This is a genomic window from Fulvimarina pelagi HTCC2506 (assembly GCF_000153705.1).
Lineage (GTDB): Bacteria > Pseudomonadota > Alphaproteobacteria > Rhizobiales > Rhizobiaceae > Fulvimarina > Fulvimarina pelagi.
In genome coordinates, this window is the sequence record NZ_DS022272.1 from 2,578,139 (window position 1) to 2,602,320 (window position 24,182).

20 protein-coding genes are annotated in these 24,182 nt (G+C 62.1%); 9 read left to right on the forward strand and 11 right to left on the reverse strand.

Features of this window, described 5'->3' with window-relative positions; genetic code table 11:
- Positions 1–35 precede the first annotated feature (35 nt).
- Positions 36–554 (forward strand): FecR domain-containing protein, encoded by a 519-nt coding sequence (locus FP2506_RS12120; RefSeq protein WP_040489126.1) that lies wholly within the window; start codon positions 36–38, stop codon positions 552–554.
- Positions 555–627: 73 nt separating this feature from the next.
- Positions 628–2,451 (forward strand): CHASE2 domain-containing protein, encoded by a 1,824-nt coding sequence (locus tag FP2506_RS12125; protein WP_007067791.1) that lies wholly within the window; start codon positions 628–630, stop codon positions 2,449–2,451.
- 108 nt (positions 2,452–2,559) lie between these two features.
- Here the strand turns inward: FP2506_RS12125 and FP2506_RS12130 are convergent, their stop codons facing one another.
- From FP2506_RS12130 to FP2506_RS12165, 8 genes are all read right to left on the reverse strand, one after another.
- Positions 2,560–3,201: an MliC family protein gene (locus FP2506_RS12130; protein ID WP_007067792.1), complete on the reverse strand. Its 642-nt coding sequence runs from the start codon at positions 3,199–3,201 to the stop codon at positions 2,560–2,562.
- 207 nt (positions 3,202–3,408) lie between these two features.
- Entirely contained in the window at positions 3,409–4,662 is a 1,254-nt protein-coding gene (locus tag FP2506_RS12135; RefSeq protein WP_007067793.1) for a serine hydroxymethyltransferase, read from the reverse strand.
- A gap of 16 nt (positions 4,663–4,678) precedes the next feature.
- Complete coding sequence (locus FP2506_RS12140; RefSeq protein ID WP_040489839.1) at positions 4,679–5,893, reverse strand: CaiB/BaiF CoA transferase family protein; 1,215 nt, start codon at positions 5,891–5,893, stop codon at positions 4,679–4,681.
- Entirely contained in the window at positions 5,893–6,675 is a 783-nt protein-coding gene (locus tag FP2506_RS12145; RefSeq protein ID WP_007067795.1) for an enoyl-CoA hydratase/isomerase family protein, read from the reverse strand. Before FP2506_RS12145 ends, FP2506_RS12140 begins: the two co-directional genes overlap by 1 nt.
- A gap of 3 nt (positions 6,676–6,678) precedes the next feature.
- Complete coding sequence (locus tag FP2506_RS12150; RefSeq protein WP_007067796.1) at positions 6,679–7,959, reverse strand: TRAP transporter large permease; 1,281 nt, start codon at positions 7,957–7,959, stop codon at positions 6,679–6,681.
- Positions 7,956–8,489 (reverse strand): TRAP transporter small permease, encoded by a 534-nt coding sequence (locus FP2506_RS12155; protein WP_007067797.1) that lies wholly within the window; start codon positions 8,487–8,489, stop codon positions 7,956–7,958. Before FP2506_RS12155 ends, FP2506_RS12150 begins: the two co-directional genes overlap by 4 nt.
- Positions 8,490–8,637: 148 nt before the next feature.
- Positions 8,638–9,609 carry a TRAP transporter substrate-binding protein gene (locus FP2506_RS12160; RefSeq protein ID WP_007067798.1) on the reverse strand — a complete coding sequence of 324 codons (972 nt, stop codon included), beginning with the start codon at positions 9,607–9,609 and terminating at the stop codon, positions 8,638–8,640.
- A gap of 92 nt (positions 9,610–9,701) precedes the next feature.
- The gene (locus tag FP2506_RS12165; protein ID WP_040489127.1) at positions 9,702–10,898 is read right to left on the reverse strand and encodes a pyridoxal-phosphate-dependent aminotransferase family protein; all 1,197 of its coding nucleotides are present in this window, start codon (positions 10,896–10,898) and stop codon (positions 9,702–9,704) included.
- A gap of 162 nt (positions 10,899–11,060) precedes the next feature.
- Here FP2506_RS12165 and FP2506_RS12170 point away from each other — a divergent pair, with 162 nt between their 5' ends.
- Together FP2506_RS12170 and FP2506_RS12175 are read left to right on the forward strand one after the other, a co-directional pair.
- Positions 11,061–14,186: an FAD-binding and (Fe-S)-binding domain-containing protein gene (locus FP2506_RS12170; protein ID WP_007067800.1), complete on the forward strand. Its 3,126-nt coding sequence runs from the start codon at positions 11,061–11,063 to the stop codon at positions 14,184–14,186.
- Between the two features lie 107 nt (positions 14,187–14,293).
- The gene (locus FP2506_RS12175; protein WP_007067801.1) at positions 14,294–14,965 is read left to right on the forward strand and encodes a GntR family transcriptional regulator; all 672 of its coding nucleotides are present in this window, start codon (positions 14,294–14,296) and stop codon (positions 14,963–14,965) included.
- A gap of 3 nt (positions 14,966–14,968) precedes the next feature.
- On the opposite strand, the gene FP2506_RS12180 is transcribed toward FP2506_RS12175, so the two are convergent.
- Complete coding sequence (locus FP2506_RS12180) at positions 14,969–15,736, reverse strand: fumarylacetoacetate hydrolase family protein (RefSeq protein ID WP_007067802.1); 768 nt, start codon at positions 15,734–15,736, stop codon at positions 14,969–14,971.
- A 51-nt stretch (positions 15,737–15,787) separates the two neighbouring features.
- Positions 15,788–16,462 (reverse strand): GntR family transcriptional regulator, encoded by a 675-nt coding sequence (locus FP2506_RS12185; RefSeq protein WP_244404183.1) that lies wholly within the window; start codon positions 16,460–16,462, stop codon positions 15,788–15,790.
- Positions 16,463–16,642: 180 nt separating this feature from the next.
- Here FP2506_RS12185 and dctP point away from each other — a divergent pair, with 180 nt between their 5' ends.
- The 5 genes from dctP (at position 16,643) to FP2506_RS12210 (ending at position 22,713) form a co-directional block, all read left to right on the forward strand.
- Positions 16,643–17,632, forward strand: coding sequence for a TRAP transporter substrate-binding protein DctP (gene dctP, locus FP2506_RS12190; RefSeq protein WP_007067804.1), 990 nt, complete (start codon positions 16,643–16,645; stop codon positions 17,630–17,632).
- Positions 17,633–17,946: 314 nt separating this feature from the next.
- Positions 17,947–18,495 (forward strand): TRAP transporter small permease subunit, encoded by a 549-nt coding sequence (locus FP2506_RS12195; RefSeq protein WP_007067805.1) that lies wholly within the window; start codon positions 17,947–17,949, stop codon positions 18,493–18,495.
- Positions 18,495–19,823, forward strand: a complete 1,329-nt coding sequence (locus FP2506_RS12200; protein ID WP_007067806.1) for a TRAP transporter large permease — start codon at positions 18,495–18,497, stop codon at positions 19,821–19,823. Before FP2506_RS12195 ends, FP2506_RS12200 begins: the two co-directional genes overlap by 1 nt.
- Positions 19,820–21,193, forward strand: a complete 1,374-nt coding sequence (locus tag FP2506_RS12205; RefSeq protein ID WP_007067807.1) for a malonyl-CoA decarboxylase — start codon at positions 19,820–19,822, stop codon at positions 21,191–21,193. Before FP2506_RS12200 ends, FP2506_RS12205 begins: the two co-directional genes overlap by 4 nt.
- Entirely contained in the window at positions 21,190–22,713 is a 1,524-nt protein-coding gene (locus FP2506_RS12210) for a malonate--CoA ligase (RefSeq protein ID WP_007067808.1), read from the forward strand. The genes FP2506_RS12205 and FP2506_RS12210 overlap by 4 nt, the downstream gene beginning before the upstream one ends.
- Positions 22,714–22,748: 35 nt before the next feature.
- Here FP2506_RS12210 and FP2506_RS12215 read toward each other — a convergent pair whose 3' ends face one another.
- On the reverse strand, positions 22,749–24,068 hold the full coding sequence (locus FP2506_RS12215; RefSeq protein WP_007067809.1) for an MFS transporter: 1,320 nt from the start codon (positions 24,066–24,068) through the stop codon (positions 22,749–22,751).
- Positions 24,069–24,182: the final 114 nt, after the last annotated feature.

The window sequence follows — 24,182 nt, forward strand, 5'->3', positions numbered from 1 at the left end:
TTCGGCGGCGCTTCGCCCATCAGGAGACGCGATCGATGACGACTTTGGCGAAGACCTCAACGACACTCGCTCGGGCGATACTCGCCGCATTGCTCATCATCTCCGTGCCGATGCCGGCGATGGCGCAAGTCTTCCCCGATTGCGAGGAGACACTAGAGGACAACCCCGAACGTACGATCTATGATTGTAGCAACGGTCTCGCTTTCGAGGCTGAAGCGGCTGCCGCATTTACCGGCGATCTGAGCGATGACGTACTGACGCTGGACGCACAAGCCGTGCTGATCGACGGCGTGCCGCAAGGCGGCGACTTCCAGATCCTGACGCCTCACGCCATCGCCACCGTGCGCGGAACCGTGTTCACGGTCGATGTCGCGGAGGCAATGACGAGCGTCTTCGTCGTCGAGGGCGTCGTCGAGGTCACACGTCGTGATGGCAGCGAAGCGGTATCGCTCGAAGCCGGCGAAGGGGTCGATGTAGCGTCGGGCGAAGCGCTCGAGGCTCGCACCTGGCCCGATCAGCGGGTCGACGAACTCCTCGCCCGCTTCGGTCGCTGAGTAAGGACCGTGGTGCTAAAAGCCAGTACTGTCTCGCCCGAAGTTCTTCCCGTCATGGTTAGAGCTTGAGGCGATGCGCGCCCGACTGATCTCGCCCGCCTTTCTTCTGGTACTCGTCTTTGCGCTCGCGTGGCCCGGCTGGCTCGGTTGGCGCCACGTTCACGGGTTGGGCGGCCCGCTCGACCGGATCGAAACGACGACACTCGACTGGCGCGTTCTCCTCGCCGGTCCGCTACCGCCGCCCGAAACGGTGGCTGTGGTCGCGATCGACGACGAGACCATCGAAGCGGAAGGCGGCTACCCGCTCGACCGGCGGCTAATGGCGCGTCTCGTCGAGAACCTGCGTGCGGCCGGCGCGAAGGCGATCGCCATCGATATCCTTTTTGCCGATGCGGGAGAGCCCGCGGAGGATGCCGCGCTCCTCGAGGCGCTGTCAGGCGGAGATGTGGTAATTGCCGGGGCCGGGCTCTTCGATCACGGCTCTGCGGCGAGCCTCGTGCCCCGGCCGGACCGGGTTCTCTGGCCCCAGGGGACGTTCGCGCAGGCCGTTCCGGTCGGGCTCGTCAACGTTTCGAGCGATTCGGGCGGGACACCACGTCACGTGCCGCTCGTCCATCTGACGCGGAGCGGGCCGACGCCCTCCTTTGTCCTTCAGGCGGTCTCCCTCTACGAAGGCGAAGTGCCGCCGCTCGGGCGGGAGAGACTGCAGATTGGGGACACAGAGCGGCGGCTCGATCTCGGCTGGCACGTTCCGTTGCGCTTCTACGGGCCGCGTGGAGGCATTCCGACTGTCAGCGCGGAGAGATTTCTCGCCGGCAGACCCGATGCGCCGGACCCGCAGCTTGCAGGGCGGCTCGTCCTCGTCGGCGTGACAGCGACGGCCATGGGCGATACCTTCGCGACGCCCTTCGACGCCCGACTGCCGGGCGTCGAAGTTCTGGCGACGGGAGCGGCGAACCTCATCGAGGGTACCGGCCTGACACGCGACAGCAGCGTCAGGCGGATCGATGCCGTCGCCGCGTTGGCTCTCGCCACGATCGGTGTGGTCCTCCTCGCGTTTCTCCCGCTCGGATCCGCACTGGCAGCCGGCACCCTGCTTCTCATCGGCTGGATGCTGGTCACGGTCTTTGCCGTCGGACAGGGGTTCTGGCTCGCGTCCGCCCTGCCGATCGCAGGGGCTGCACCGCCGATCGCCGCAGCCGGGATCTGGCGCTGGCGGCGGGACACGAAAATCGCTCGGGCTGTCGCAAAGGCCGAGGCCGCTCTCCGCCGCATGCAGCCTCGTGCGCTGGCCGCCCGCATCGCTGAAGACCCAGGCTTTCTCAGCGCGCCACGCGAGACGATGGCGGCGATCCTCTTTATCGATCTCGCCGGCTTTACCACGATGAGCGAGCGTCTCGGCACGAAAGGTACCCGGGACGTCCTGAAACGCTTTCACTCGCTAATCGTCGAGGAGGTGATGCCACGCGACGGGATCGTGCTTTCCTTCATGGGCGACGGCGCAATGATCGTTTTCGGCCTGCCCGACGAGCACCCGGACGACGGGCAACGCGCGCTGGCGGCCGCTTTCGCGCTCATGAAGGCCGTGAAGCTCTGGCTGACGGAGGCGAGCGGGGAGCACAAACTTTCGGGCGTCAGGCTCGGCGGACATTACGGGCCGGTGATCCTATCGCGGCTTGGACACGACGAGGAACAGCACATCGCGGCGACGGGTGACAGCGTCAACACCGCGAGCCGGCTGATGGAGGTTGCCAAGGAAAACGGCGCGGCGCTCGCCCTTTCGAAGGCGCTCTGGGACAACGCGGGCAGCTCAAGCGAGATTAATCCGCCGCGGACTTGGCGCACGGTCTCGATCCGGGGGCGCGACAAGGCGCTCGATGTCGGGCTCTGGGATTGAAGAGCTCGAATGGGCGAACCCGGCACCCCTTTTCAGGGAGCGCCGGGTTCTTCTCTCAGGAGGGAGGAGGTTTCGGAATTTCGAGCATGTGAAATTTTGGAAGGGCTCTCACCAGTTCGCGTAGCAGTCGGTCTGGCCCCATTCGTCTACGAACCGCATCACGTCGCCTTTGCCGCCGAACCAGTACGGACCGCTCTGATATTGAGTGCCCGAGCCGGACACGATCTGCGGCAGGCGCAGCTGGTTGTGAATGTAGTGGCTGATATAGGCGACGCCCTGGCCGTTTTCCTCGGTGAACCGGACGGTCATTGGCACACCCTCGGTGCAGTTGTAGTGGACGGTCTCATCGTAGACCGGAGCATTCTGTGCGGGGTTAGATTGTGCAGACTGGGCCCAGCAATCAGCGAGGACGCCGTCCTGATAGCCGTTTCCACAAAGGAGACCGCCCCACTGATAGCCGATTTGACCGTTCGACAGCTGGATCTGAAACCAGTTGTAACCGTCCATCGGCTCGGAGGTTGCGATAAGAACCACCCCTTGGCCGTTATAGGTCGAGGCGATCTGCGAATACTGCATACCCGGCCCCGAGCGGACCTTCCCGCCGTAAGAGGCCCCTTCGACGTATAGCGCTGAGTAGGAGTGCGGAGCCTGGGTGATGCTGAGAGCTTCTGCATCCGTGGCGGAGGTGGAAAGGCCCGCGACCGAGAGGATGGCGAGGGCGACGGCGGAGGCTACGGTCTTCCTGCACATGGCTTGCTTCCTTTTGATTGGGGCGGTCCATTTCGTCCGCCGATGACCAGAAGCTATCGGAGACCGGTCGCGGCCTCAGTGACTCGGGTCACACCGCGATCTCTCGATTCTCAATTGCCGGAGACCTTGGGCAGGCCGACGCTGAATGTCCGATAGACGGTGATGAGCCGATTGGCGCTGAGCGGCAGAGCGCTGCGCCGCGGCTCACTACGAACTTGGAGCCAGGCTCGCTATAAAACGCTCGACGCTACAAAGGACCTTTTGCGCCGTCCTGCTCTGCCGCTCATGCTCAGGCGCGAACGGCACGGCAATCTTCCCCGCTGGATCATTGTGAATCAGCCGGGCGACAAGCTGGATGCCAAAACGCAGGCCGTGTTGGCCCGGGCGACCCGGTACGGGGCATCGCCCGACCAGGATCTTCGCAGCTTCGAGTTCCGACATGACGGCTTTCGTTTCCGCAAGATCACCGACCGGGACGACAATTTGATGCGTTTCGGCAGGATGGTCCCCAAGGAGCACCGGGAGCCCGGCCTCGAACAGACATGTCTTAAGACGATTAGCTATCCGGATTGTTGCCTCGGCATAGGCGCCGCTCTCGGCGAACTCTGCAAGGACGCCACAGAGAGAGGGAAGCCGAGCTGCGTTCTGGTTGGCGAGAAGGTTAGCGTCGAGAAACTCGGCGAAGCGAACGCCCTGCTCCGGGTCACGGCCCATGACGATGGCGCCTGTCGGTCCGGCAAGAGTCTTGTAGGTAGAGGTCGTGATCAGGTCGACGCCAACCTCCAGCGGGTTCAGGAAGACGCCGCCGGCAATCAGGCCCGCGACATGTGACGCATCATAGACCGAGAGCGAACCGGTTTCGCGACACGCCGCGACGACAGGACCGAGATCGTCCGGCCGGAGCACGACGCTGCGCCCGAGCATGACCATCGCCGGCTTTTCACGCCGGATTTGCTCTGCCGCTGCCTCGCTGTCGAGCTGCTGATGCAGCGCGTCGAAAGGCAGTTCGCGGACGTCAAGACCCTGCATCGAGGGTGTCCCACCGCGCCGCTGACTAAGATGCCCGCCATCGCTGGCGGCGGGAGCCAAAAGGATGGCGCCCGGCGATGCGAAGGCGGAAAAGACCGCGAGATTGGCGATGGTGCAGCTTGGCAGCCTGCAATCGGCCCATGCCGCGCCGAAGACCTTTCGGGCGAGACGCGCCGCGAATATTTCGAGCGAGGCGACGAGATCGCTGCCCGGCTGCTCCTTGTCGCCGGGCGGGCCCATGGCCGGCATCAGGCTCAGGGTCGGATCAAATGGCAGCCTAGTAGACGGCGTCAGGATGTTCGCGCCGGCATAGAGAACGAGATATTCCTCATGCAGCGCGCGAGTGTGACCGGCCACCCGCGCGGAAAGGCCTGCCTTTATGGCATCGGCGCTCTTGCCGTCCAGATCGTCGAACCGATCGGTCCGAGTCATGTGCCGATCGTCATCCTCAGGATGCGGCCGGCTCGATCACCGCTCCGCTGGTGATCAGCTTTTCGATCTCGTCGTCCGAATAGCCGGTCTCCGAAAGGATCTCGCGGTTGTGCTGGCCTAGAAGCGGAGCCGGGCGCACCACCCGACCCGGCGTCTCGGAGAATTTGATCGGCAGTCCGATCGCCTTCACCTCGCCAGCATTCGGATGGTTCGTGGTCACGACCATGTCGCGGGCGAGCGCCTGCGGGTCCTTGTGCATCTCGCCGACTTCAAGGACCGGGCCAGCCGGCACCCCCGCATCTTCCAGCCGCTGCAGCCAAGCTTCGGACGTGTCGGTCTTGAAATAGCCGTTCAGGATTTCCTCGAGCGCGGGCAGGTTACCCATGCGGCCGGAATTGGTGGCGAAGCGCTCGTCCGCGGAGAGGTCCTCCGCGCCGATGACCGTGAGCATCCGCTCCCAGTTCTTCTGGTTTGCGGCACCGAGCGTGATCCAGCCATCCTGCGTCTCGAACGCCTGGTACGGCGCGTTGAGCGGATGCGCCGAACCGAGGGGACCGGGCGAGGTGCCGGTGGCGAAGGCGATCGCCGACTGCCAATAGGTGTGGGTAATGCCGGCCTCGAACAGCGAGGTGTCAACCTTCTGGCCTTGGCCGGTCTGCAGCTTGCGGGCATAGGCCGCCGCGCAGCCGAGCGCGGCGAGAATGCCGGCCGTGATATCGGAGACCGGGGCACCGGATTTCACCGGCGGACGCCCCGGCCCCTCCCCCGTGATGGACATGAGGCCGCTCATCCCCTGCGCGATGAGATCGAACCCGCCGCGCGCGGCGTATGGCCCGGTGCGGCCGAAGCCGGAGATCTCGCAGTAGATGAGGCCCGGATTAATCTTCTTCAGCTCGTCATAGCCGAGGCCGAGCTTTTCCATCGTCCCCATGCGGTAGTTCTCGATGACGACGTCGGCCTTTTCCAGCATGCGGCGGAGTACGGCCTTGCCGTCCTCGCTCTTGAGATCGAGGACGACGCCGCGCTTGTTGCGGTTCATCATCATGAAGGCGGCGGACTCGCCCTCAATGTCAGGCGGCAGGAAGCGGCGCGTGTCGTCGCCGGTCGGCTTTTCCACCTTAAGGACGTCGGCGCCCATGTCCGCCAGCATCATGCCGCAGACGGGACCAGCCATGATATGCGCGAGTTCGACGACCTTCATGCCGGCGAGCGGCCCGAAGTTCTCGGCCATCATCTGCCCTTCCATTCGGGTTTGCGCTTGCCGAGGAAGGCCTCCATGCCTTCCTTGAAGTCCTCGCTCATATAGGCCTGGAGGACGAGGTCTCGGTCATCGGCGGCAGCGCCTTCGGTGCGCAGGCGGCGGAGCGCCTCCTTGGTGGTGCCGAGCGTGATCGGCGCGTGGTTCTTCAAGGTTTCGGCGAGTTGACCCGCGCGGGCCACTAGCGCAGCGTAATCCTCGATGATCTCGGAGATCAGGCCGGCGGATTTCGCTTCGTCCGCGCCGACGAGTCGGGCCGTGAAGATGACGTCCTTGACGCGTCCTGCGCCCATCAGCTCGGAAAGGCGCGAGAGATTGGCGATCGACAGGCAGTTTCCGAGCGTGCGGGCGATCGGGAAGCCGAATTTGAGATCGGCCGTCGCGATGCGGATATCGCACGCGGCGGCGATCCCGGCACCACCCCCTGTACAGGCGCCAGAGATCGCCGCGATGATCGGCAGGGGACAGGCCTCCACCGAACCGAGAACGACGTCCATCTTGTGTTCGTAGTCGAGCGCGTCCTGTTCGCTAGAGAAGCCACGGAACTGCGTCATGTCCGTGCCGGCAGCGAAAGCCTTTTCACCGGCGCCCATCACAACGAGGCATTTGACCGATCCGTCTGTCGGAACGCTCCGACAGATCTCCGCGAGACCTTCATACATGGCGAAGGTCAGCGCATTCCGAGCCTGCGGGCGGTTGAGTGTGACCCAGCCGACGCTGTCGCGGACCTCGTAGAGGAGTTCGTTGTCGGACATGGCTTACCTGTAGAGTGTTTCAACGAGGAACATCGGGATCGACGGCACGTATGTGCATAGGAAAAGAACGAACAGCAGGACCCCGATAAAGGGCAGGTTCGCCTTCGATACTTCCCAGATATTCGCTTTTGCGATGGAACAGGCCGTGATCAGCACTGACGCGACAGGCGGCGTCTGCTGGCCGATGGCAAGGTTCAACGTCACGACGAGGCCGAAATGGACCGGATCGATTCCAGCCTGGTTTATCAGCGGCACGATGATGGGCACGACGAGGATGATCGCGGCGGCCGAGTGAAGGAAAAGGCCGATCACCAGGAAGAAGACGTTGAGTATCAGGAAGATCAACGCCTGGTTCGTCGTGACGTCGAGGATGCCGGCGGCAAGCTGCTGCGGGATGCGCGCCTGGGTGAGATAAGAGCCCATCAACACCGAGGCGGCGACGAGCAGCATGACCACGGCGGTTTGGATACCCCCCTCCAGCATGGCGAGTCTCAGCTGCTTCCAGTCGATCTCGCGATACCAGGCCCCGACGAGGATCGCCGCGACGACGGCAACGCCGGCGCCTTCCGTGGCGGTGACATAGCCCCCGAAGATGCCGCCGAGAATGATGACAGGCAGCGAGAAGGTCGGCAGAGCCTCGAAGAAGGTCTTGCGCAACTGCTTGAGGTTGAAAGCCTCTTCCGTCGGCAGGTTGTATTTCGCCGCATAGTAGTAGGCGACGCTCATCAGGCCGGCTGCGCCGATGAGGCCCGGAATGACGCCGGCAATAAAGAGTTGCTCGATGCTCGTACCGGCGGCGACCGCATAGAGGATCATCGGGATCGAAGGTGGGATGATGATCGCCAGCGAAGCCGAGGACGAGGTGATCGCGGCAGAAAACGGCGCACCGTAACCGCGCTTCTTCATTTCGGGAATGATGATCGAGCCCATGGCGGCAACATCGGCGACCGCCGAGCCGGAAATCTCGGCGAAGAACAGCGAGACGGCGACGTTCACCATGGCCAAACCGCCGCGCACGAAACCGATCACTGCCGTGACGAAGGCAATGAGGCGCCGGGTGATGCCCGTCGCGTTCATGATCGCGCCAGCGAGTACGAACATCGGGATCGCAATGAGCGAGAAAGACCGCGCGCCGTTGTACATGTCGAGGGCGATTGTCACCAAGGCACCCGTTCCGTCGTCGATGACGATGGCGAAGACGGCTGTCAGGCATAGCGCCACCGCGATGGGCACGTTGATGCAGACCATCGCGACAAGGGCGAGGAACATCAGGAGGACGATCATGACCGGTCACCTCTTTCGGGCGTTTGGCCGTGGGCCAGCGGTTGGTGTTCGGTTGATCGCCCAGCCATGACCTCGCGCCAGTATTCGGGAAGGCTGAGAAGTTCGGCGATAACGAAAAGGATCGCGCCGATCGGAATGATCGACTGGGTGACAGCGATCGGCACCCAAGGCAGGCTGACGAGGTTCTCACCCTGCAGGATCATCAACACTTGAAAGCCCGACCAAGCGAGAATCGCGAAAAAGCCGATGACGAGAATCTCGGCTATGACGATCGCCACCCGGCGCCCTTTGTGCGGCAAAGCGAGCAGCACGTCGTCGAAGCCGATGTGGCTTCGCTTCAGCGCTGCGAGAGAAGCACCGTAGTATGTGATCCAGGCGAGCATGATACCGGCGACCTCGTCGTACCAAGACAAGGACGCACCGAGTTTACGCCAGATGACGGCGGCGACGACGATGATCGTAAGACCGACCATCAGGGAGATGACCACCCAGGTCAGGAACTCGCCCAGAATTTTCGATGCTTGGCGCACCCGTCCCTCCCACGCCTCCTCTAGAGAAAGCGCCCGCCGTTATAGTTCTATTGAAGGGGAGCGGAATTCGATTTCGAATACTCGTTCCCGAAGATCATGCGAAAGCCGGCGAGCGCAGTCCGCTTCTCGCCGGCTTCCGTTTACTGGGTCAGGAACCCGATGCGAGCGCCTGAATATCTTCGATCAGCTTCTGGCCGCCTTCGACCTGGCTACCGAATTCCTCGTAGATCGGCTTGGAAGCATCGATGAAGGCCTGCTTGTCAGCCTCGTTCACCTTGGTCCCGGCCTTTTCGATCTCGCCGACCAGATCTTCGTCCATCTGGGCCGAGGTCTCGTAGGCGAAGTCACTGGCCTTCGTGGCGCAGTCCTGAACTGCAGTCTTCAGTTCCTCGTCCCAACTGTCCCAATTGCGGGTCGAAGTCGCGAGAAACGCCGGCGAATAGACGTGTCCGGTCATGGAGAGGTAGTCCTGCACCTCCTGGAAGCGGCCTGAATAGATCTGCGCGAGCGGATTCTCTTGTCCGTCGATCACGCCGGTCTGAAGGGCAGTGAAGACCTCGGAGAAGGCCATCGGTGTCGGGTTCGCGCCATAGCTCTGGAACATCTTGACACGCCATTCGCCCTTCGGCGTGCGGAGCTTGATGCCGTTCAGATCTTCCGGAGTGTTAATGGGCCGCACGTTGTTGGTGATGTTGCGGAAACCGTTCTCCCAGAAGCCGAGAATGCGATAGCCGCGTTCTTCGGCCGCGCTTACGAAAGTATCGCGCATGTTGTCACGCACGTTCCGCATGTGCTCGCGGTTCTGGATGATATACGGCATTTCGAAGACGCCGAATGTCGGCGACACCGAGCTCATGACCGAGGACGGGAGCGAGAAGCCGATCTGTCCAAGCTTCAGCTTCTGAAGCATTTCCTCGTCGTTGCCAAGCTGAGACGAGCCGTAGACGTTGATCTCGGCAAGGCCGGTCTCGTTCACACATTCTGCGAAATTATTGGTCGTCGCCTCATAGAGCGAACCCGGATCGCCGACATGGCCGAGATCGAGGCTTTCCTGCGCCTGCACACTGCCCGCGCAGAATGCCGCGACGGTGGTTCCGAGTAGGATGGACTTGAGCTTCATCTGTTTCCTCCCAAGGATGGATTGGTCGATTGGTTGAGGCAGCCCCTCCGCCGCCGTGACAGCCCTTTTTGGGTCTTCTTCTTGGTCCCGTTCTATTCCGCGGCCTGGCGATAGCTGGCGGTCTCGGTATCCCCGAGAACCGCCATCGCAGCGTCCACGCCCCCGGACTTATGGGCGACACCGGCCGCCTTCAGACCCATCTCCACGCCCCCCAGCGTGCCGACGAGCGTGAGATCGTTGAAGTCGCCGAGATGACCGATCCGGAAGATCTGGTCCGCGACCTTCGAGAGCCCTGCCCCGAGCGACATGTCGAAGCGATCGAGAATGATTTTGCGCAGCGCGTCCGCACCCTTTCGATCCGGCATCAGGACAGCCGTCAGCGAACCTGAATGGTGGGTGGGCTCGGCGCAAAGGACTTCCAAACCCCAGGCTTCGACAGCAGCACGAGTAGCGGCGCCGTGACGCTGATGGCGGGCGAAGACGTTCTCGAGCCCTTCCGCGTGCAGCATCTCGATAGCGGCATCCAAGCCGTAGAGGAGGTTCGTCGCGGGCGTATAGGTGAAGAATCCGTTCTCGTTGGCTGCCAGCATCTCGTCCCATGCCCAGTAGGAGCGCGGCAGCTTCGCGCTCTCCTGCGCCTTGAGCGCCTTGTCGGAGACAGCATTGAAAGACAGGCCCGGCGGCAGCATCAGCCCCTTTTGGGAGCCGCCGACGGTGACATCGACGCCCCACTCGTCGTGCCTGTAGTCAATCGAAGCGAGCGAGGAAATCGTGTCGACGAGAAGCAGCGCCGGATGGCCTGCCGCGCCGATCGCCTCGCGCACGGCCTTGATCGGGGAGACGCAGCCGGTCGACGTCTCATTGTGCACGACACAGACCGCTTTGATCTCATGATTCGTATCGGCCTGCAGCCGCTCGCCGATCGCTTTGGCGTCGGCCCCGTGCCGCCAGTCGCCCTCGATGAACTCGGTGCGAAGCCCGAGTCGCTCGGCGAGTTTCTTCCACAGGGTGGCGAAATGGCCGGTCTCGTACATCAGGCAGAGATCGCCCGGCGAGAGCGTATTGACGAGAGCGGCTTCCCACGCCCCCGTTCCTGAGGCCGGGTAGATGAGGACCGGGTTCTTCGTCTTGAAGATTGTGCGAATGCCGGCGAGCACCCGCTTGCCTAAGTCCTGAAACGTAGGCCCGCGATGATCGATGGTCGGCATGTCGATCGCGCGCAAGACGCGATCCGGTACATTGGTGGGGCCGGGAATCTGAAGGAAGTGACGGCCAGCTTGATACGACACGAGAGCGCCTCCCAGACATACGCACCGCTTGACGTCTAGCGGTTACGCGTATCGACGCACGCTCTTCGGCGTGCTGTTCTTTCATGACCGATTGGATTATGAATTCATTATTCAGTCAAGCGGCCAATTGAAAAAAGTGCCGAGGGAGGGCCGAACTCAACCATGGAAACTCTTCGTCCGGGCCTCGAACGCCGCTTGCGCAATGAAACTGCCGGAGAGGTCTTCTTCGACCGTTTCTCACGCGGCAGGTACGCGACGGATGCCTCGATCTACCAGATGATGCCGGCGGGCGTCGTCCTTGCGAGAACAGCGGATGACGTTGCTGCTTCGCTCGATGCGGTCCGGGAGGCCGGAATCGCGCTGACGATGCGTGGGGGCGGTACTTCGCAATGCGGGCAAACGGTCAATTCCGGGCTGATTGTCGACACTTCGAAGTACATGAACAAGATTCTCGAGCTTGATATCGAGGGCCAGCGAGCACTCGTCGAACCGGGAATCGTGCTCGACGACCTTAATCGATTGCTGAAGCCGCACGGCCTCTGGTTTCCCGTCGATGTCTCGACCGCCTCGCGGGCGACGATTGGCGGCATGGCGGGCAACAATTCCTGCGGCTCCCGCTCCCTGCGCTACGGCACGATGCGTGACAACGTCATCGCTATCGACGCGATCCTCGCCGATGGGACGAGAGGTCGGTTCGCCCGGCTCGATCAGGAGGCGTCCGGCGAGCCACCCCGCGACCTGATCGCTTCCATGCTAGCACTCGGTCGGCGCGAAGCGGAGGAGATCGCGCAGCGCTTTCCAAAGGTTCAGCGGCGTGTGGGGGGCTACAATCTCGACGCGCTGGTCCAGGGCGATGGCCCGGTCAATCTCGCTCATCTGCTCGTCGGCTCGGAGGGCACGCTCGGCATCTCGACGGCGATCGAGATCAACCTCTCGCCGCTCCCGAAGGCGAACAAGCGTCTCGGTGTCTGCCATTTCCCGACCTTCCGCGCAGCGATGGAGGCCGCCCAGCACATTGTTGCGTTGAAGCCGACCTCGGTGGAACTCGTCGACTCCACTATGCTCGCACTCGCTGGCGACATCCCGATGTTCCGGTCGACGCTGGATGCCTTCGTCCAAGGACGGCCAGCCGCCCTGCTCCTCACCGAGTTCGCCGACGATCCAGACGAGAACGCCGCGAGCATTTCGAGGCTCGAAGACGTGATGAGCGATCTCGGCTACGGCTTCGGCCGCGGCGGTGAACACGAGGGCGGCGTCGTCACGGTCAGCGATGCCAAGCTTCAGAGCGCCATCGCGGAATTGCGCGCCGCCGGGCTGAACATCATGATGTCCATGAAGGAGGCGGGCAAACCGGTTTCCTTCGTCGAGGACTGCGCGGTGCCGCTCGAACATCTCGCGGACTATACCGACCGGCTGACCGCAATCTTCGAGGCGCATGGCACGCGCGGCACCTGGTATGCCCACGCTTCGGAGGGCTGCCTCCACGTCCGACCGGTGCTCAACGTCAAGCTTGAAAAGGACGTCAAGGCGATGCGCGCGATCGCCGAAGAGGCGTTCGCCATGGTGCGCGAATACAAAGGCTCCCATTCTGGCGAACATGGCGACGGCATCGTGCGCTCGGAATTTCACGAGGCGATGTTCGGACCGCGGATCACGGGGGCATTCGAGGACGTAAAGACCGCCTTCGATCCCTCGGGTCTGCTGAACCCGGGCAAGATCGTGAACCCGCCGAAAATGGATGACCGGAGCCTGATGCGTTATCCGCCGGGCTATGCCGTGAAGGAGTTTCAGACCGCCTTCGACTGGTCCGCCTGGACTGGCTCTGCAGGCGGATTTCAGGGTGCAGTCGAAATGTGCAACAACAACGGAGCCTGCCGTAAATCGGCCGGTGCCGTGATGTGTCCCAGCTACCGCGTGACGCGCAACGAGCGAGACGTGACCCGTGGGCGCGCCAACACCTTGCGGCTCGCAATCTCGGGTCAGTTGGGCCCGGATGCGATTCACTCCGACGAGATGGCCGAGACGCTGAAGCTGTGCGTCTCCTGCAAGGCGTGCCGGCGCGAATGCCCGACGGGCGTCGACATGGCCAAGATGAAGGCCGAGGTGCTCTATCAGCGCGGCAAGCGCGAGGGCTTTTCTCGCAAGGACAGGCTGATCGCCGACATGCCACGCATGGCGCCATATGCGGCGAGAATGGGTGGACTCCTTAGCTTGCGCGATAAGATTTCTCCGCTCGCCAAGCTTTCGGAGAAGCTTCTCGGCTTCTCGTCGCGACGAACGCTTCCGGTGTTCCGGCGCGACTTCTTTCGGGACCAAGAGGGGGATGTGGGGGGCTTGAGCGTGCCTCGGCGATCCGTGGATCGCTCCCCTTCAAGAACAAACGGTGCAGCGCTGCCCGCCGGCGATGCGAATGCCGGTGTCCCACTTAATCCAGAGGGAGCGGGAGCGGATACAGCAACCGGATCGCCGGCGGATGCGCCGAGTGCGCGGGGTCTGGAGCATACGGATGCGGTGGGACTGACCCGGAACAGGGCGGATGCCGCTTCGTCCAAACCGGGTGTCGTTCTCTTCGCCGATACGTTCGGGCGTTATTTCGACCCGCAGACGCTGCGGGCGGCGGTAAAAGTATTGTCGGCGGCTGGATACTCGGTGGAGACCGCACGTCCCTCCTCCGGCAAACAGCCGCTCTGCTGTGGCCGGACCTATATCGCAAGCGGCATGGCCGACCGGGCGAGACAGGAGGCCGAGCGCACGATTGCCGCGCTGATACCCCATGTGCGGGCCGGACGCATGATCGTCGGGCTGGAGCCATCATGCCTCCTCACCCTGCGCGACGAGTTTCCTGCGCTGGTGCCGGGGAAGGAAGCGGACGAGCTTGCCGCCGGCGCACTCCTTCTGGAGGAATTCCTGGCACGCGAGTCCAGCGCGGGGCGGCTCACGCTACCGCTGAAAGCCCTCGGCCAAAAGGCTTTTCTGCACGGCCACTGCCACCAGAAGGCCTTCGGCGCGATGCCGGCCGTCGAGACCGCGTTGCGGCTGATCCCGGATCTCGACCTGACCGTGATCGAGAGCTCCTGCTGCGGCATGGCTGGGGCATTCGGCTATGATGCAGAGACGATCGACGTTTCGCTTGCCATGGGCGAACTTTCACTTCTCCCAGCGGTCCGCAAGGCGCCGGACGGCGCATTGATCATCGCCGACGGCACCTCCTGCCGCCACCAGATCCACGATGGGGCTCAGCGCGAGGCCATCCATGTGGCGGAGGTTCTCGCCATGGCGCTCGACTGAATGCGAACGGACTTTTTCATATCGACGGCGTCGGACCCGAGCCTTCGCCATCGGCAAGGACGGAACACGAACCGGCGGCCACTCATGAGCAATGGCAGGACCAACTGATGAGCCTTCTCGATTTTGAAAAGCCTCTCGTGCGCCCGGCGCTTTCGGCAGAGATCAGCAACCGCATGCGGCGAATGATCATGGAGGGCGAGCTGAAACCCGGCGAGAAAGTGCCGGAAAAGGCGCTGACCGAACGCTTTGGTGTATCCCGTACCCCGGTGCGCGAAGCGGTAAAAATCCTTGCCCATGAGGGCTTCGTCGAACTCGTTCAGAACCGGGGCGCGATCGTCGCGCACCAGACCACCGACGAACTTCGCGAACTCTTCCCGGTGATCGCCGCACTGGAAGGTGCTGCGGGAGAAATCGCGGCGGTTAATGCGAGCAAGGGAAAGATAGCGGCGTTGGGCGATCTGGTGGTGCAGCTTCGGCAGGCCTATGAGGCGGCGGACCGACCCGCTTATTTCGAGATCAACCAGAAGATCCACCGCGGAATTCTGGAAGCCGCTGGCAATCAGACGCTCGCACGCCACCACGAACTCCTGGCGAGCCGCATCTTCCGTGCGCGCTATCAGGCCAATCTCTCCACCGACCGCTGGCTGGCTGCGACCGAAGAGCACGAGGCCATTCAGGCGGCGCTCGAAGCGCGTGAAGGCAAGCGGCTCGGCGAACTCATGCGTGAGCATCTCATGCACAAACTGACCGCGCTGACACGGGCGATGGCCGCAGACTGAGCCTCAGCGATAGGTTGTCGAAACTGAGCCAAGCCCTTCGATATGGCCTTCGACCACCGTTCCGGGCTCTACGAAGATCAATCCCGTGAGCGTGCCGGTTGTTACGATCTGTCCCGGATTGAATCCCCCGAGATGCTTGCCGATCGTCTGGGTGAAGGCGAGGAATGTCTGGAAGGCGTCGCCGCCCGGAACCTTCTGCGGACCTGAAACGACCGCCTGTCCGTTGAAGCTCAGTTTCACCACCGGCTCGACGAAACTACGCGCATCTTCTGTTTCGGGTTCGCTCCAGACGAGACCGCCGTTCACCTGATTGTCCGCAAGTTTGAGGGCGTCCGGCAGGGTCGGGAAATCCTCGATTCGGCCGTCGACGATTTCGATCACCGGCAGGGCGGTCACGCAGGCGCGGGCCCTCTCGGCAAAGTCGTCCGCATTTAAGTCCGGCAGTGGACGATCGAGACGGAAGGCAATTTCGAGCTCGATACCGCAGCTCTTCACCTCGCTGGCTGTGAATCCGGAACCCGTTGGTCGCAGGACATCGGAATAGATCGGCGCGACAAGAACCGGAGCCGCTTCGACTTTGCGCCCCGTCTTGAAAGCGCCGGCCGGGCCGAAAGCTTCGAAGACAAAAGACTGGACCGCATGGGCATCGGCGGTTTCGAAATCGGCTCCCAACATATCGGCCTCGGAACGCGCGAGGCGCTCGCCGCTCCGCCTTGCAGCAATCAGCTTCTCGGCGAGCAGCGCTGCCTTCTTCTCAGTCGTTCCTGTCACGATGTCCCTCGTGTTTGTGATGCAAATCGCCCATTCCGGTTTGGGCGGCGGTCATTCGGCTGCGTCGGAGCGGCTCATGGTGTTGACGAACTCGGTGAAACGTTCGCCTTGGACGCTGATATGCTTCTTCAGTTCCGTTTCGGCGACCCGGGACTTGCCATTGACGATCGCATCGACGATCCGGCGATGCTCTTCCAGCGACTGACCGATGCGTTTGGGTACGCGCAGTTGCAGTCGGCGATAGGCCTTCAGGCGTTGGTGCAGACGCTTGGCCTCAGCGGCAAGGAAATCATTCCCGCAACCGTCGTAGATCGCTTCGTGGAAAACGCTGTTTTCGGCGTAATAGGTGTCCGGATTGCCGGACCGCGCGGCTTCCTCACAGGCTAAAAGGCTCGCTTTTAGCCGTGCGAGCGACGTATCGTCGGCGCGATTGGCCGCCAGACGCCCTGCCATGCCTTCGAGTTCGGCCATTACTTCCAGCATCTGGACGAGTTCGCTGAGCGAAATCTCCTTCACGAAGGCTCCGCGATAAGGCTGCAGTTCCACGAGGCCGGTCGCGACGAGTTGCTGAAGGGCTTCTCGCACCGGTGTCCGAGAGACGTCGAAGCGCCGAGCGATTGCCTGTTCGTCGAGCCGTTGACCCGGCAAACGCTCTCCGGTCAGAATCTCCTGCTCGAGACTATCTCGAATATCGCCTGTCCGATTTTTTGCCCCAGGTACCTTCACAAGGCCGTTCCTCCGTGACTTGCGGAGTTGGGTAGCCCACCTTTCGCACGGAGGGTACCCTGCTCGACTATGCCCGCTCGCCACTTTTCGTATACAATCAATTTGACATCGCATGCAATATTTGATGTTCTCTGGTCGAACGCGCTGGGAGGCGTGAGATCACAACGGGAGGAATACATCATGAAGACTGCTCTGCTTTCGGCCGTCTGCGCCTTTGCGCTTACCGGCTCCGCGCTCGCCCAGGACGTCACGCTCCGAGCCTCGCACCAGTGGCCCGGTGGCGGTGGCGATGTGCGCGACGAGATGGTTCAGATCATCAAGCGCGAAGTCGAGGCCGCGAATGTCGGGCTTGGGATGCAGATTTTCCCCGGCGGTTCGCTGTTCAAGCCGCGCGACCAGTGGGGCGCGGTCACGCGCGGACAGGTGGACTTGACCGCCTTCCCGCTCGACTATGCTTCGGGTCGTCATCCGGAATTCTCCGCAACGCTGATGCCGGGCCTCGTCGGCAGCCACGATCGCGCGCAGCGCCTCAACGATTCCGAGTTCATGGAGTCCATCAAGGCGATCATCGACGAAGCCGGCGCGATGGTTCTGTCCGATGCCTGGCTCGCCGGTGGCTTCGTCTCCAACCAGACCTGCATCACCTCGCCGGACTCGGCCAAGGGCCAGGTCTTGCGGGCCGCCGGACCGGCTTTCGAGGAAATGCTCGTCGGGGCCGGCGCTTCGATCTCCTCGATGCCGTCTTCGGAAATCTACACCGGCATGCAGCAGAACGTTCTGACCGGCGCCAACACCTCGTCGGGTTCGCTGGTTTCCTACCGCATCTATGAAGTCGCGACCTGCCTCACCCAGCCGGGCGAGAATGCGCTCTGGTTCATGTACGAGCCGATCCTGATGTCGAAGCGGTCCTTCGACCAGCTCAATGAAGAGCAGCAGAAGGCGCTTATGGATGCTGGCCAGAAGGCGGAAGACTATTTCGCTGAGGAAGCCGAGAAGCTCGATACTCAGCTCGTCGAAGCCTACAAAGAAGCGGGCATCGAAGTCGTCGAGATGTCCAAGGAAAACTACGACGCCTGGCTCGCGATTGCCCAGGAGACCTCCTACAAGAACTTCGCCGAGAAGGTACCGAACGGTCAGCAGCTGATCGATCAGGCCCTTGCCGTCGAGTAATTGCTCTTATCGAGTGGTGCCGGTCCGCGATCACGCCCGGCATCGCCAAATCGTCCGTAGCGGGAACTACCAGTTCGGTCAGCAACAATAGCGGAGAAGGCGCTCACGACCCGGAAACGGTCATCGCGCGTCGCTCTTCTCCTTCTCGTCGTGACTTCTGGAGCTCCCAATACGGAAGCCAGTTCCGATAGGCGAAGAAGGCGGCTTTACCAGTCCCGTGAGCTCACGCCGCCATCTGACCGAGAATAGCAGATGCTTCGATCCGTGCTCTCCCGCAGCACGCCCCTGCCCGCCTGCAAGGAGATCCCTAGGCCATGCGCGCCTTCATTGCCGGAGTGTCCGCCATTTCGAGGGTGCTCGGCGTCATCGCCGGGCTACTGCTTTTTTCTGCCGTCCTGTCGGTCACGCACATGGTTTTCGTGCGCTATGTCCTGAACGCCTCGACGGTCTGGCAAACGGAATACACGATCTACGCCGTCGTCGGCGCGACCTTCCTTGGTGCGCCCTGGACGCTGCTCGTGAAAGGCCACGTGAACGTCGATCTCTTGCAACTCGCATCTGGGCCAAGGGTGCGTCTGATCCTCGAAATCATCTCAGCGCTTGTGTCGCTGCTCTTTGCTGCACTCGTCGGTTACGCAGCCTATTTCTACCTGCACGAGACCATTGAATACGGGTGGCGCAGCGAAACCGTCTGGGCGGTCCCTCTGTGGATGCCGACCCTTCCCATGGTGGTAGGCCTCGTTTGGCTGGCCGTCCAATACGTTGCCGAAATTCTTCGACTCATCCTGGACGGCCCACGTGAGAGCCAGGGCATTGTCGCGGAGCAAACGAAAATCTTCGCCGATACAGTGGAGAAGAACTGATGGGTCCGCTGACCTCTGGTTTGATCATGATGCTGGTCCTGTTCGCGCTGCTCGCGGTCGGGACTCCCATCGCCTTCGCGCTCGGCCTCGTCGCGCTCGGCGCCCTCTTCATCAGTTACGGGCCGTTCTTTCTGGAGACGCTCGGCGAGCAATTCTTCTCCTCGATCGCGTCTTTCGGGCTCGTCTCGATCCCGATGTTCATCCTGATGGGCGCGGCAGTCGCTTCGTCCCCCGCCGGCAGGGATCTCTATGAGGCGCTCGACCGATGGCTCAATCGGGTACCGGGTGGGCTCGTCCTCTCCAACCTCGGAGCCTGCTCGATCTTCGCCGCCCTTTCCGGCTCCTCGCCAGCGACCTGCGCGGCGATCGGCAAGATGGGCATTCCGGAGATGCGCCAGCGGGGTTATCCGGCCGAGATTGCGGCTGGCTCGATCGCCGCCGGCGGCACGCTCGGCATCCTCATTCCACCTTCCGTGACGATGATCGTCTATGGCATCGCCACCGAGACCTCGATCGGCCGGCTCTTTCTCGCGGGCCTTTTGCCGGGGTTGATGCTGACCATCTATTTCATGATCTGGACGATCATCGCGTGCAAGCGCCGCGGCCTCGGTCTCTCCGACCTTACCCAGAGCTTCACCATGCGGGAGCGCTTCGCTGCGCTGCCACGGGTGCTGCCCTTCCTGGCAATCATCGTCGCCGTGCTCTACGCCCTCTACGGAGGCGTCGCGACGCCCTCTGAAGCAGCCGGCGTCGGCGCTCTCTTCTGTATCCTTCTCGTTGCGATCGTTTACGGCATCTTTTCCAGGAGCTGGAAGTTCAACCAGATGCCGATCATCTTCCGCGATACCCTGCGGGAGAGCGTGATGATCATGCTGATCATCGGCGCCGCGGAACTCTTCGCCTTCGCGCTGTCCTCGATGTTCATCACACAGACGATTGCTCAGACGATCGCGGAGATGGAGGTCAACCGCTGGGTGCTGATGGGCGTGGTCAACCTCTTCCTCCTGGTGGCGGGTTTCTTCCTGCCTCCGGTGGGCGTCATCCTGATGACAGCGCCGATCCTTCTCCCGATCATCACAGGGGCCGGCTTCGATCCCTACTGGTTCGCCGTCATCCTGACGATCAACATGGAGATCGGGCTGATCACGCCACCGGTTGGCCTCAACCTCTATGTGATCAACGGCATCGCGCCGGACATTACGCTTGGCCAGATTCTCCGTGGATCGCTCCCATATGTTCTCTGTATGGTGCTTGGTATTGTCACGCTTTGCATCTTCCCGGAGATCGCGCTCTTCCTGCCGGACCTGATCATGGGGCCCGCGACATGAGCCGCGTCTCTCTCCTCTCGGACCTTCTCGGATCCTTCGCCCCGCGCTCTTGGTTTTTCGACAGCGAGACGACCCGGGCGCTGAGCGTGGACGAGCTTCGCGATCGGTGCAGGAAACTTGTCCGGTCGAAGGGCGAGGCGACCGGCGTGCGGATCGCGGCCGATATCCTTGCCGGTGTGCGCAGCCTCAACGACCCCGATTGCGAAGCCTTCTTCCGCATGCTGGCGGAAGACTTTGCGCCGGACCCCAAGCGACTCGTCGAAACCGCCAAGGCCTTCGCCGCCGCGCCTGGACCAGGCACCCTTGCACATCTCCAGCGCGAAGCGGAGCCGCCGCGCCAGGAACTCTTCCGCAGACTCAATCTCGCACCAGGTGGCACCGCCGAACTGGTCAAGCTGCGCGAGCGCCTGCTGCCGCTCGTCGCCAAGGATCGGGAGACCTTCAAGCCCGTCGACATGGACCTGCGACATCTCTTCGGGTCGTGGTTCAACCGCGGCTTTCTCGTCCTCAAGCCGATCGACTGGGATACCTCGGCACGTATTCTCGAGAAGATCATTGCATATGAAGCAGTTCACGCGATCAGCGACTGGGACGCGTTGCGCTCGCGCCTCGAGCCGAGCGACCGACGGTGCTTCGCGTTCTTTCACCCGTCGATTCCAGACGATCCGCTGATCTTCGTCGAAGTCGCCCTAACCCGCGAAATTCCGGTTTCGATTGGCGAAGTGCTTGCTGACGACCGCGCTGTTCTGGCCGCGAATGAGGCGGAGACCGCGACATTCTACTCGATCTCGAATTGCCATAAGGGCCTTGCCGGTGTCTCCTTCGGCTCGTTCCTGATCAAGCAGGTTGCCGAAGACCTGAAGGAAAGCATCCCTAATCTGAAGACCTTCGTCACGCTCTCGCCAGTCCCGACCTTCACCGCCTGGCTCAACCAGCTTGACGACGCCCAGAGGGACAGGCTGGAAGCCTCCGAGAAACGTGCACTCGAAATTCTCGAAGAGGATGGCTGGGCCTTCGACGAGGAGAAGGCAGAGGCAGCGAAACCCGGGGTTCTCGCGCTGGCGGCGCGCTACTTCCTACTCGCCAAGCGCGAAGACGGCCAGCCCGTAGATCCCGTCGCGCGTTTCCACCTCGGGAATGGCGCCATGTTGAACCGGATCATGCATCGCGGCGATGTTTCCACGAGCGGACTCACGCGCGCCTCGGGGCTCATGGTCAATTATCTCTATGATCTCCCCCGCGTCGAGGACCGTCACGAAGCCTATGCCGACGCCAGCACGGTGGCGGCAAGCCGACAGGTGACAACGCTTCTGCCCTCAAGTGCAGAACGAGCGTTCAAGCGGGACCATACCAAGGGCCAAGCAGCATGACGAACCATCTCTTCGACGGTCTATTGAAGAAGGGTCTGAAAACCCCAGAGAAGGCGTTCGCGACGCTCATCGACGGCCGCATCTTCACCTATCGCGACCTGGACAATGATACTGCCCAGATGGCGAACGCGCTGATCGCACTCGGTGTTGAACCGGGCGATCGCGTCGCGGTGCAGGTTGAGAAGTCGATCGAGGCCTTTTTTCTCTATCTCGCGACTGTTCGTGCCGGCGGTGTCTTTCTGCCCCTCAATACCGGCTATACGCCAAGCGAGATCGAATATTTTCTCGGCGATGCAAAGCCGCGTGTATTCGTCTGCTCTCCGAAGAAGAAGGATGCGCTGACCCCGATCGCCGAAAAGGCCGGTGCCAAGCTCGAAACCCTTGGCGTTCGTCGGAAGGGTGAGGCCCCGGCAGGATCGATTGCAGAGAGGAGCGCTGATGCCGAGAAAAGCTCCAATGTGATCGAACGCTCGGCTGGCGACCTCGCCGCGATCCTCTACACCTCGGGGACGACGGGACGCTCAAAGGGCGCGATGCTCACTCACGACAACCTTCTGTCGAACGCTGAAGTGCTAGAGGATACCTGGGCGTTCACCAGCCAGGACGTGCTCCTGCACGCTCTCCCGATCTTCCACACTCATGGTCTGTTCGTCGCCACCAACACCGTACTGATCGCGGGGGGCTCGGTGATCTTTCTCGAGAAGTTCGATCTCGATACGGTGTTTGCGCACCTCGGTGAGGCGACGTCCATGATGGGCGTGCCGACATTTTACACCCGGATGCTCGACGACGAACGTCTGAGCAAGGAAACCGCCGGCCATATTCGCCTCTTCACGTCCGGTTCCGCGCCGCTGCTCGCCGAGACCCACCGCGCCTTCGAGAGGCGAACCGGCCAGCGCATTCTTGAGCGCTACGGCATGACCGAAACCAATATGAGCACCTCCAATCCTTACGACGGTGAGCGGCGGGCGGGGACGGTCGGCTTCCCGCTAGAAGGCACCGAACTGCGCATCGTCGGAGAAGACGGGAAGGAGTTGGCCCAGGGGGAGATCGGCTCGATCGAGGTGCGCGGTCCCAACGTGTTCAAGGGCTACTGGCAGATGCCGGAGAAGACCAAGTCGGAATTCCGCGACGACGGCTTCTTCATCACGGGCGATCTTGGCCAGATCGACGAGGAAGGCTACGTCTCGATCGTCGGGCGCGACAAGGACCTCGTGATATCGGGCGGCTACAACGTCTATCCGAAGGAAGTGGAACTTGCGATCGACGAAATTGACGGCATCGTCGAAAGCGCGGTGATCGGCGTTCCGCATCCGGATTTCGGCGAAGGTGTCGTCGGCATCGTTGTGGCAGAAAGGCCGATCGAGGAAGAAGCGGTCGTCGCCCCGCTGAAAGAGAAGCTCGCCAAGTACAAGCAGCCGAAGCGCATAATCTTCGTCGACGAAATTCCTCGCAACACCATGGGCAAGGTGCAGAAGAACATCCTCAGGGATACCTATGCGGATCTTTTCAACCGCTGATTTTCTGACCGAAAACAGCGAATCGCAAACGCCTGCTAGTCGCGGTAATCAAGCATCTTGTTGAACCTGAGCGCGAGTAGCGTGCAGACAGCACCGGAGAGCAGGTAGCCGCCCGCGGCAATCAAGCCCAGCTTCTCGGTAAGATAGAGCGCGACGAAAGGCGAAAGGCCTGCCCCAAAAAGCCAGGCGAGATCGGATACAATTGCCGAACCGGTATACCGATACTGGGTCGGAAAGTTAGTTGCGACAACGCCCGAACACTGGCCGAAGGAGAGCCCCAGGATAATGAAGCCTGAGAGCATGTAGACGATCTCCCCGGCCTCGCCCTGAGCGAGCAGCGAAGGGGCAAATCCGCTGAAGATGGCGATCATGAAAGCCGTCGCGGCCAACAGGGTTCGACGCCCGTATCTGTCGGCCAAGAGCCCGGAGGCGACGACTGCTATCGCGCCGACGGCCGCGCCCACTCCCTCAATCACCAGAAATCGCGTGACGCTTTCGCCGGAATAGAGTTCGACCCAGGAGAGCGGAAAAACGGTGACCATATGGAAGAGGGCAAAGCTAGCGAGCGGCGCGAAGGCGCCAACGATGATGACCTTGCCATAAGCTCTGAAGGTTTCGCGCACCCGCGTCGCCTGGAGTTCGCGTCGCTGGAATTGATAGACATATTCCCGCGTTGCGACGATTCTAAGCCGGCTGAAAAGCGCGACCACGTTGATCGCGAAGGCGACGAAGAACGGGAACTGCCAGCCCCAGCTCATGAATTCCTCGTCCGGCAGAAAGCCGTGGAAAAACGCGAACAGCCCCGATGCGACGATGAGGCCAAAGGGTGCGCCGAGTTGCGGCACCATCGCCCACCAGCCGCTGTGCTTTTCGGGTGCGTTCATGGCCAGCAGCGATGAAAGACCATCCCACGTCCCGCCGATCGCGATCCCTTGGCCGATCCTGAAGAGCGCGAGCAGCCAGATCGAGAAGACGCCGACCTGTTCGTAGGACGGCAGGAAGGCCACGACCACGGTCGATGTACCGAGGAGAAAGAGCGCGATCGTCAGCTTCGTACCTTTTCCGTGACGGCGGTCGATCGTCATGAAAAGCCAAGTGCCCAGCGGCCGCGCCAGGAAGGCGAGCGCGAACAGCGCAAAGGAATAGAGCGTCCCCGTCACCTGATCGACGAAGGGAAAGACGAGCCTGGGGAACACCAGGACCGAGGCGATCGCAAAGACGAAGAAATCGAAGAATTCAGAGGTGCGCCCGATGACGACGCCGACGGCGATGTCGCTCGGATTGAGCCCGTGCCGGGTCGGTCCGGCGCTTTCGACAGCGCCACCGAACGATCCGTCTGCCGTTGCTTCGCTCATCCCGCGACCTCTTGCTGGTGTCATTGCTGCGGCGGCAAAATGCCCCTGCGTGACAACCCGCCCGCCCGTCCTGGGGTTGAGAAGGCGTCCGTTTTGTTCAATACCAGCGTCTTA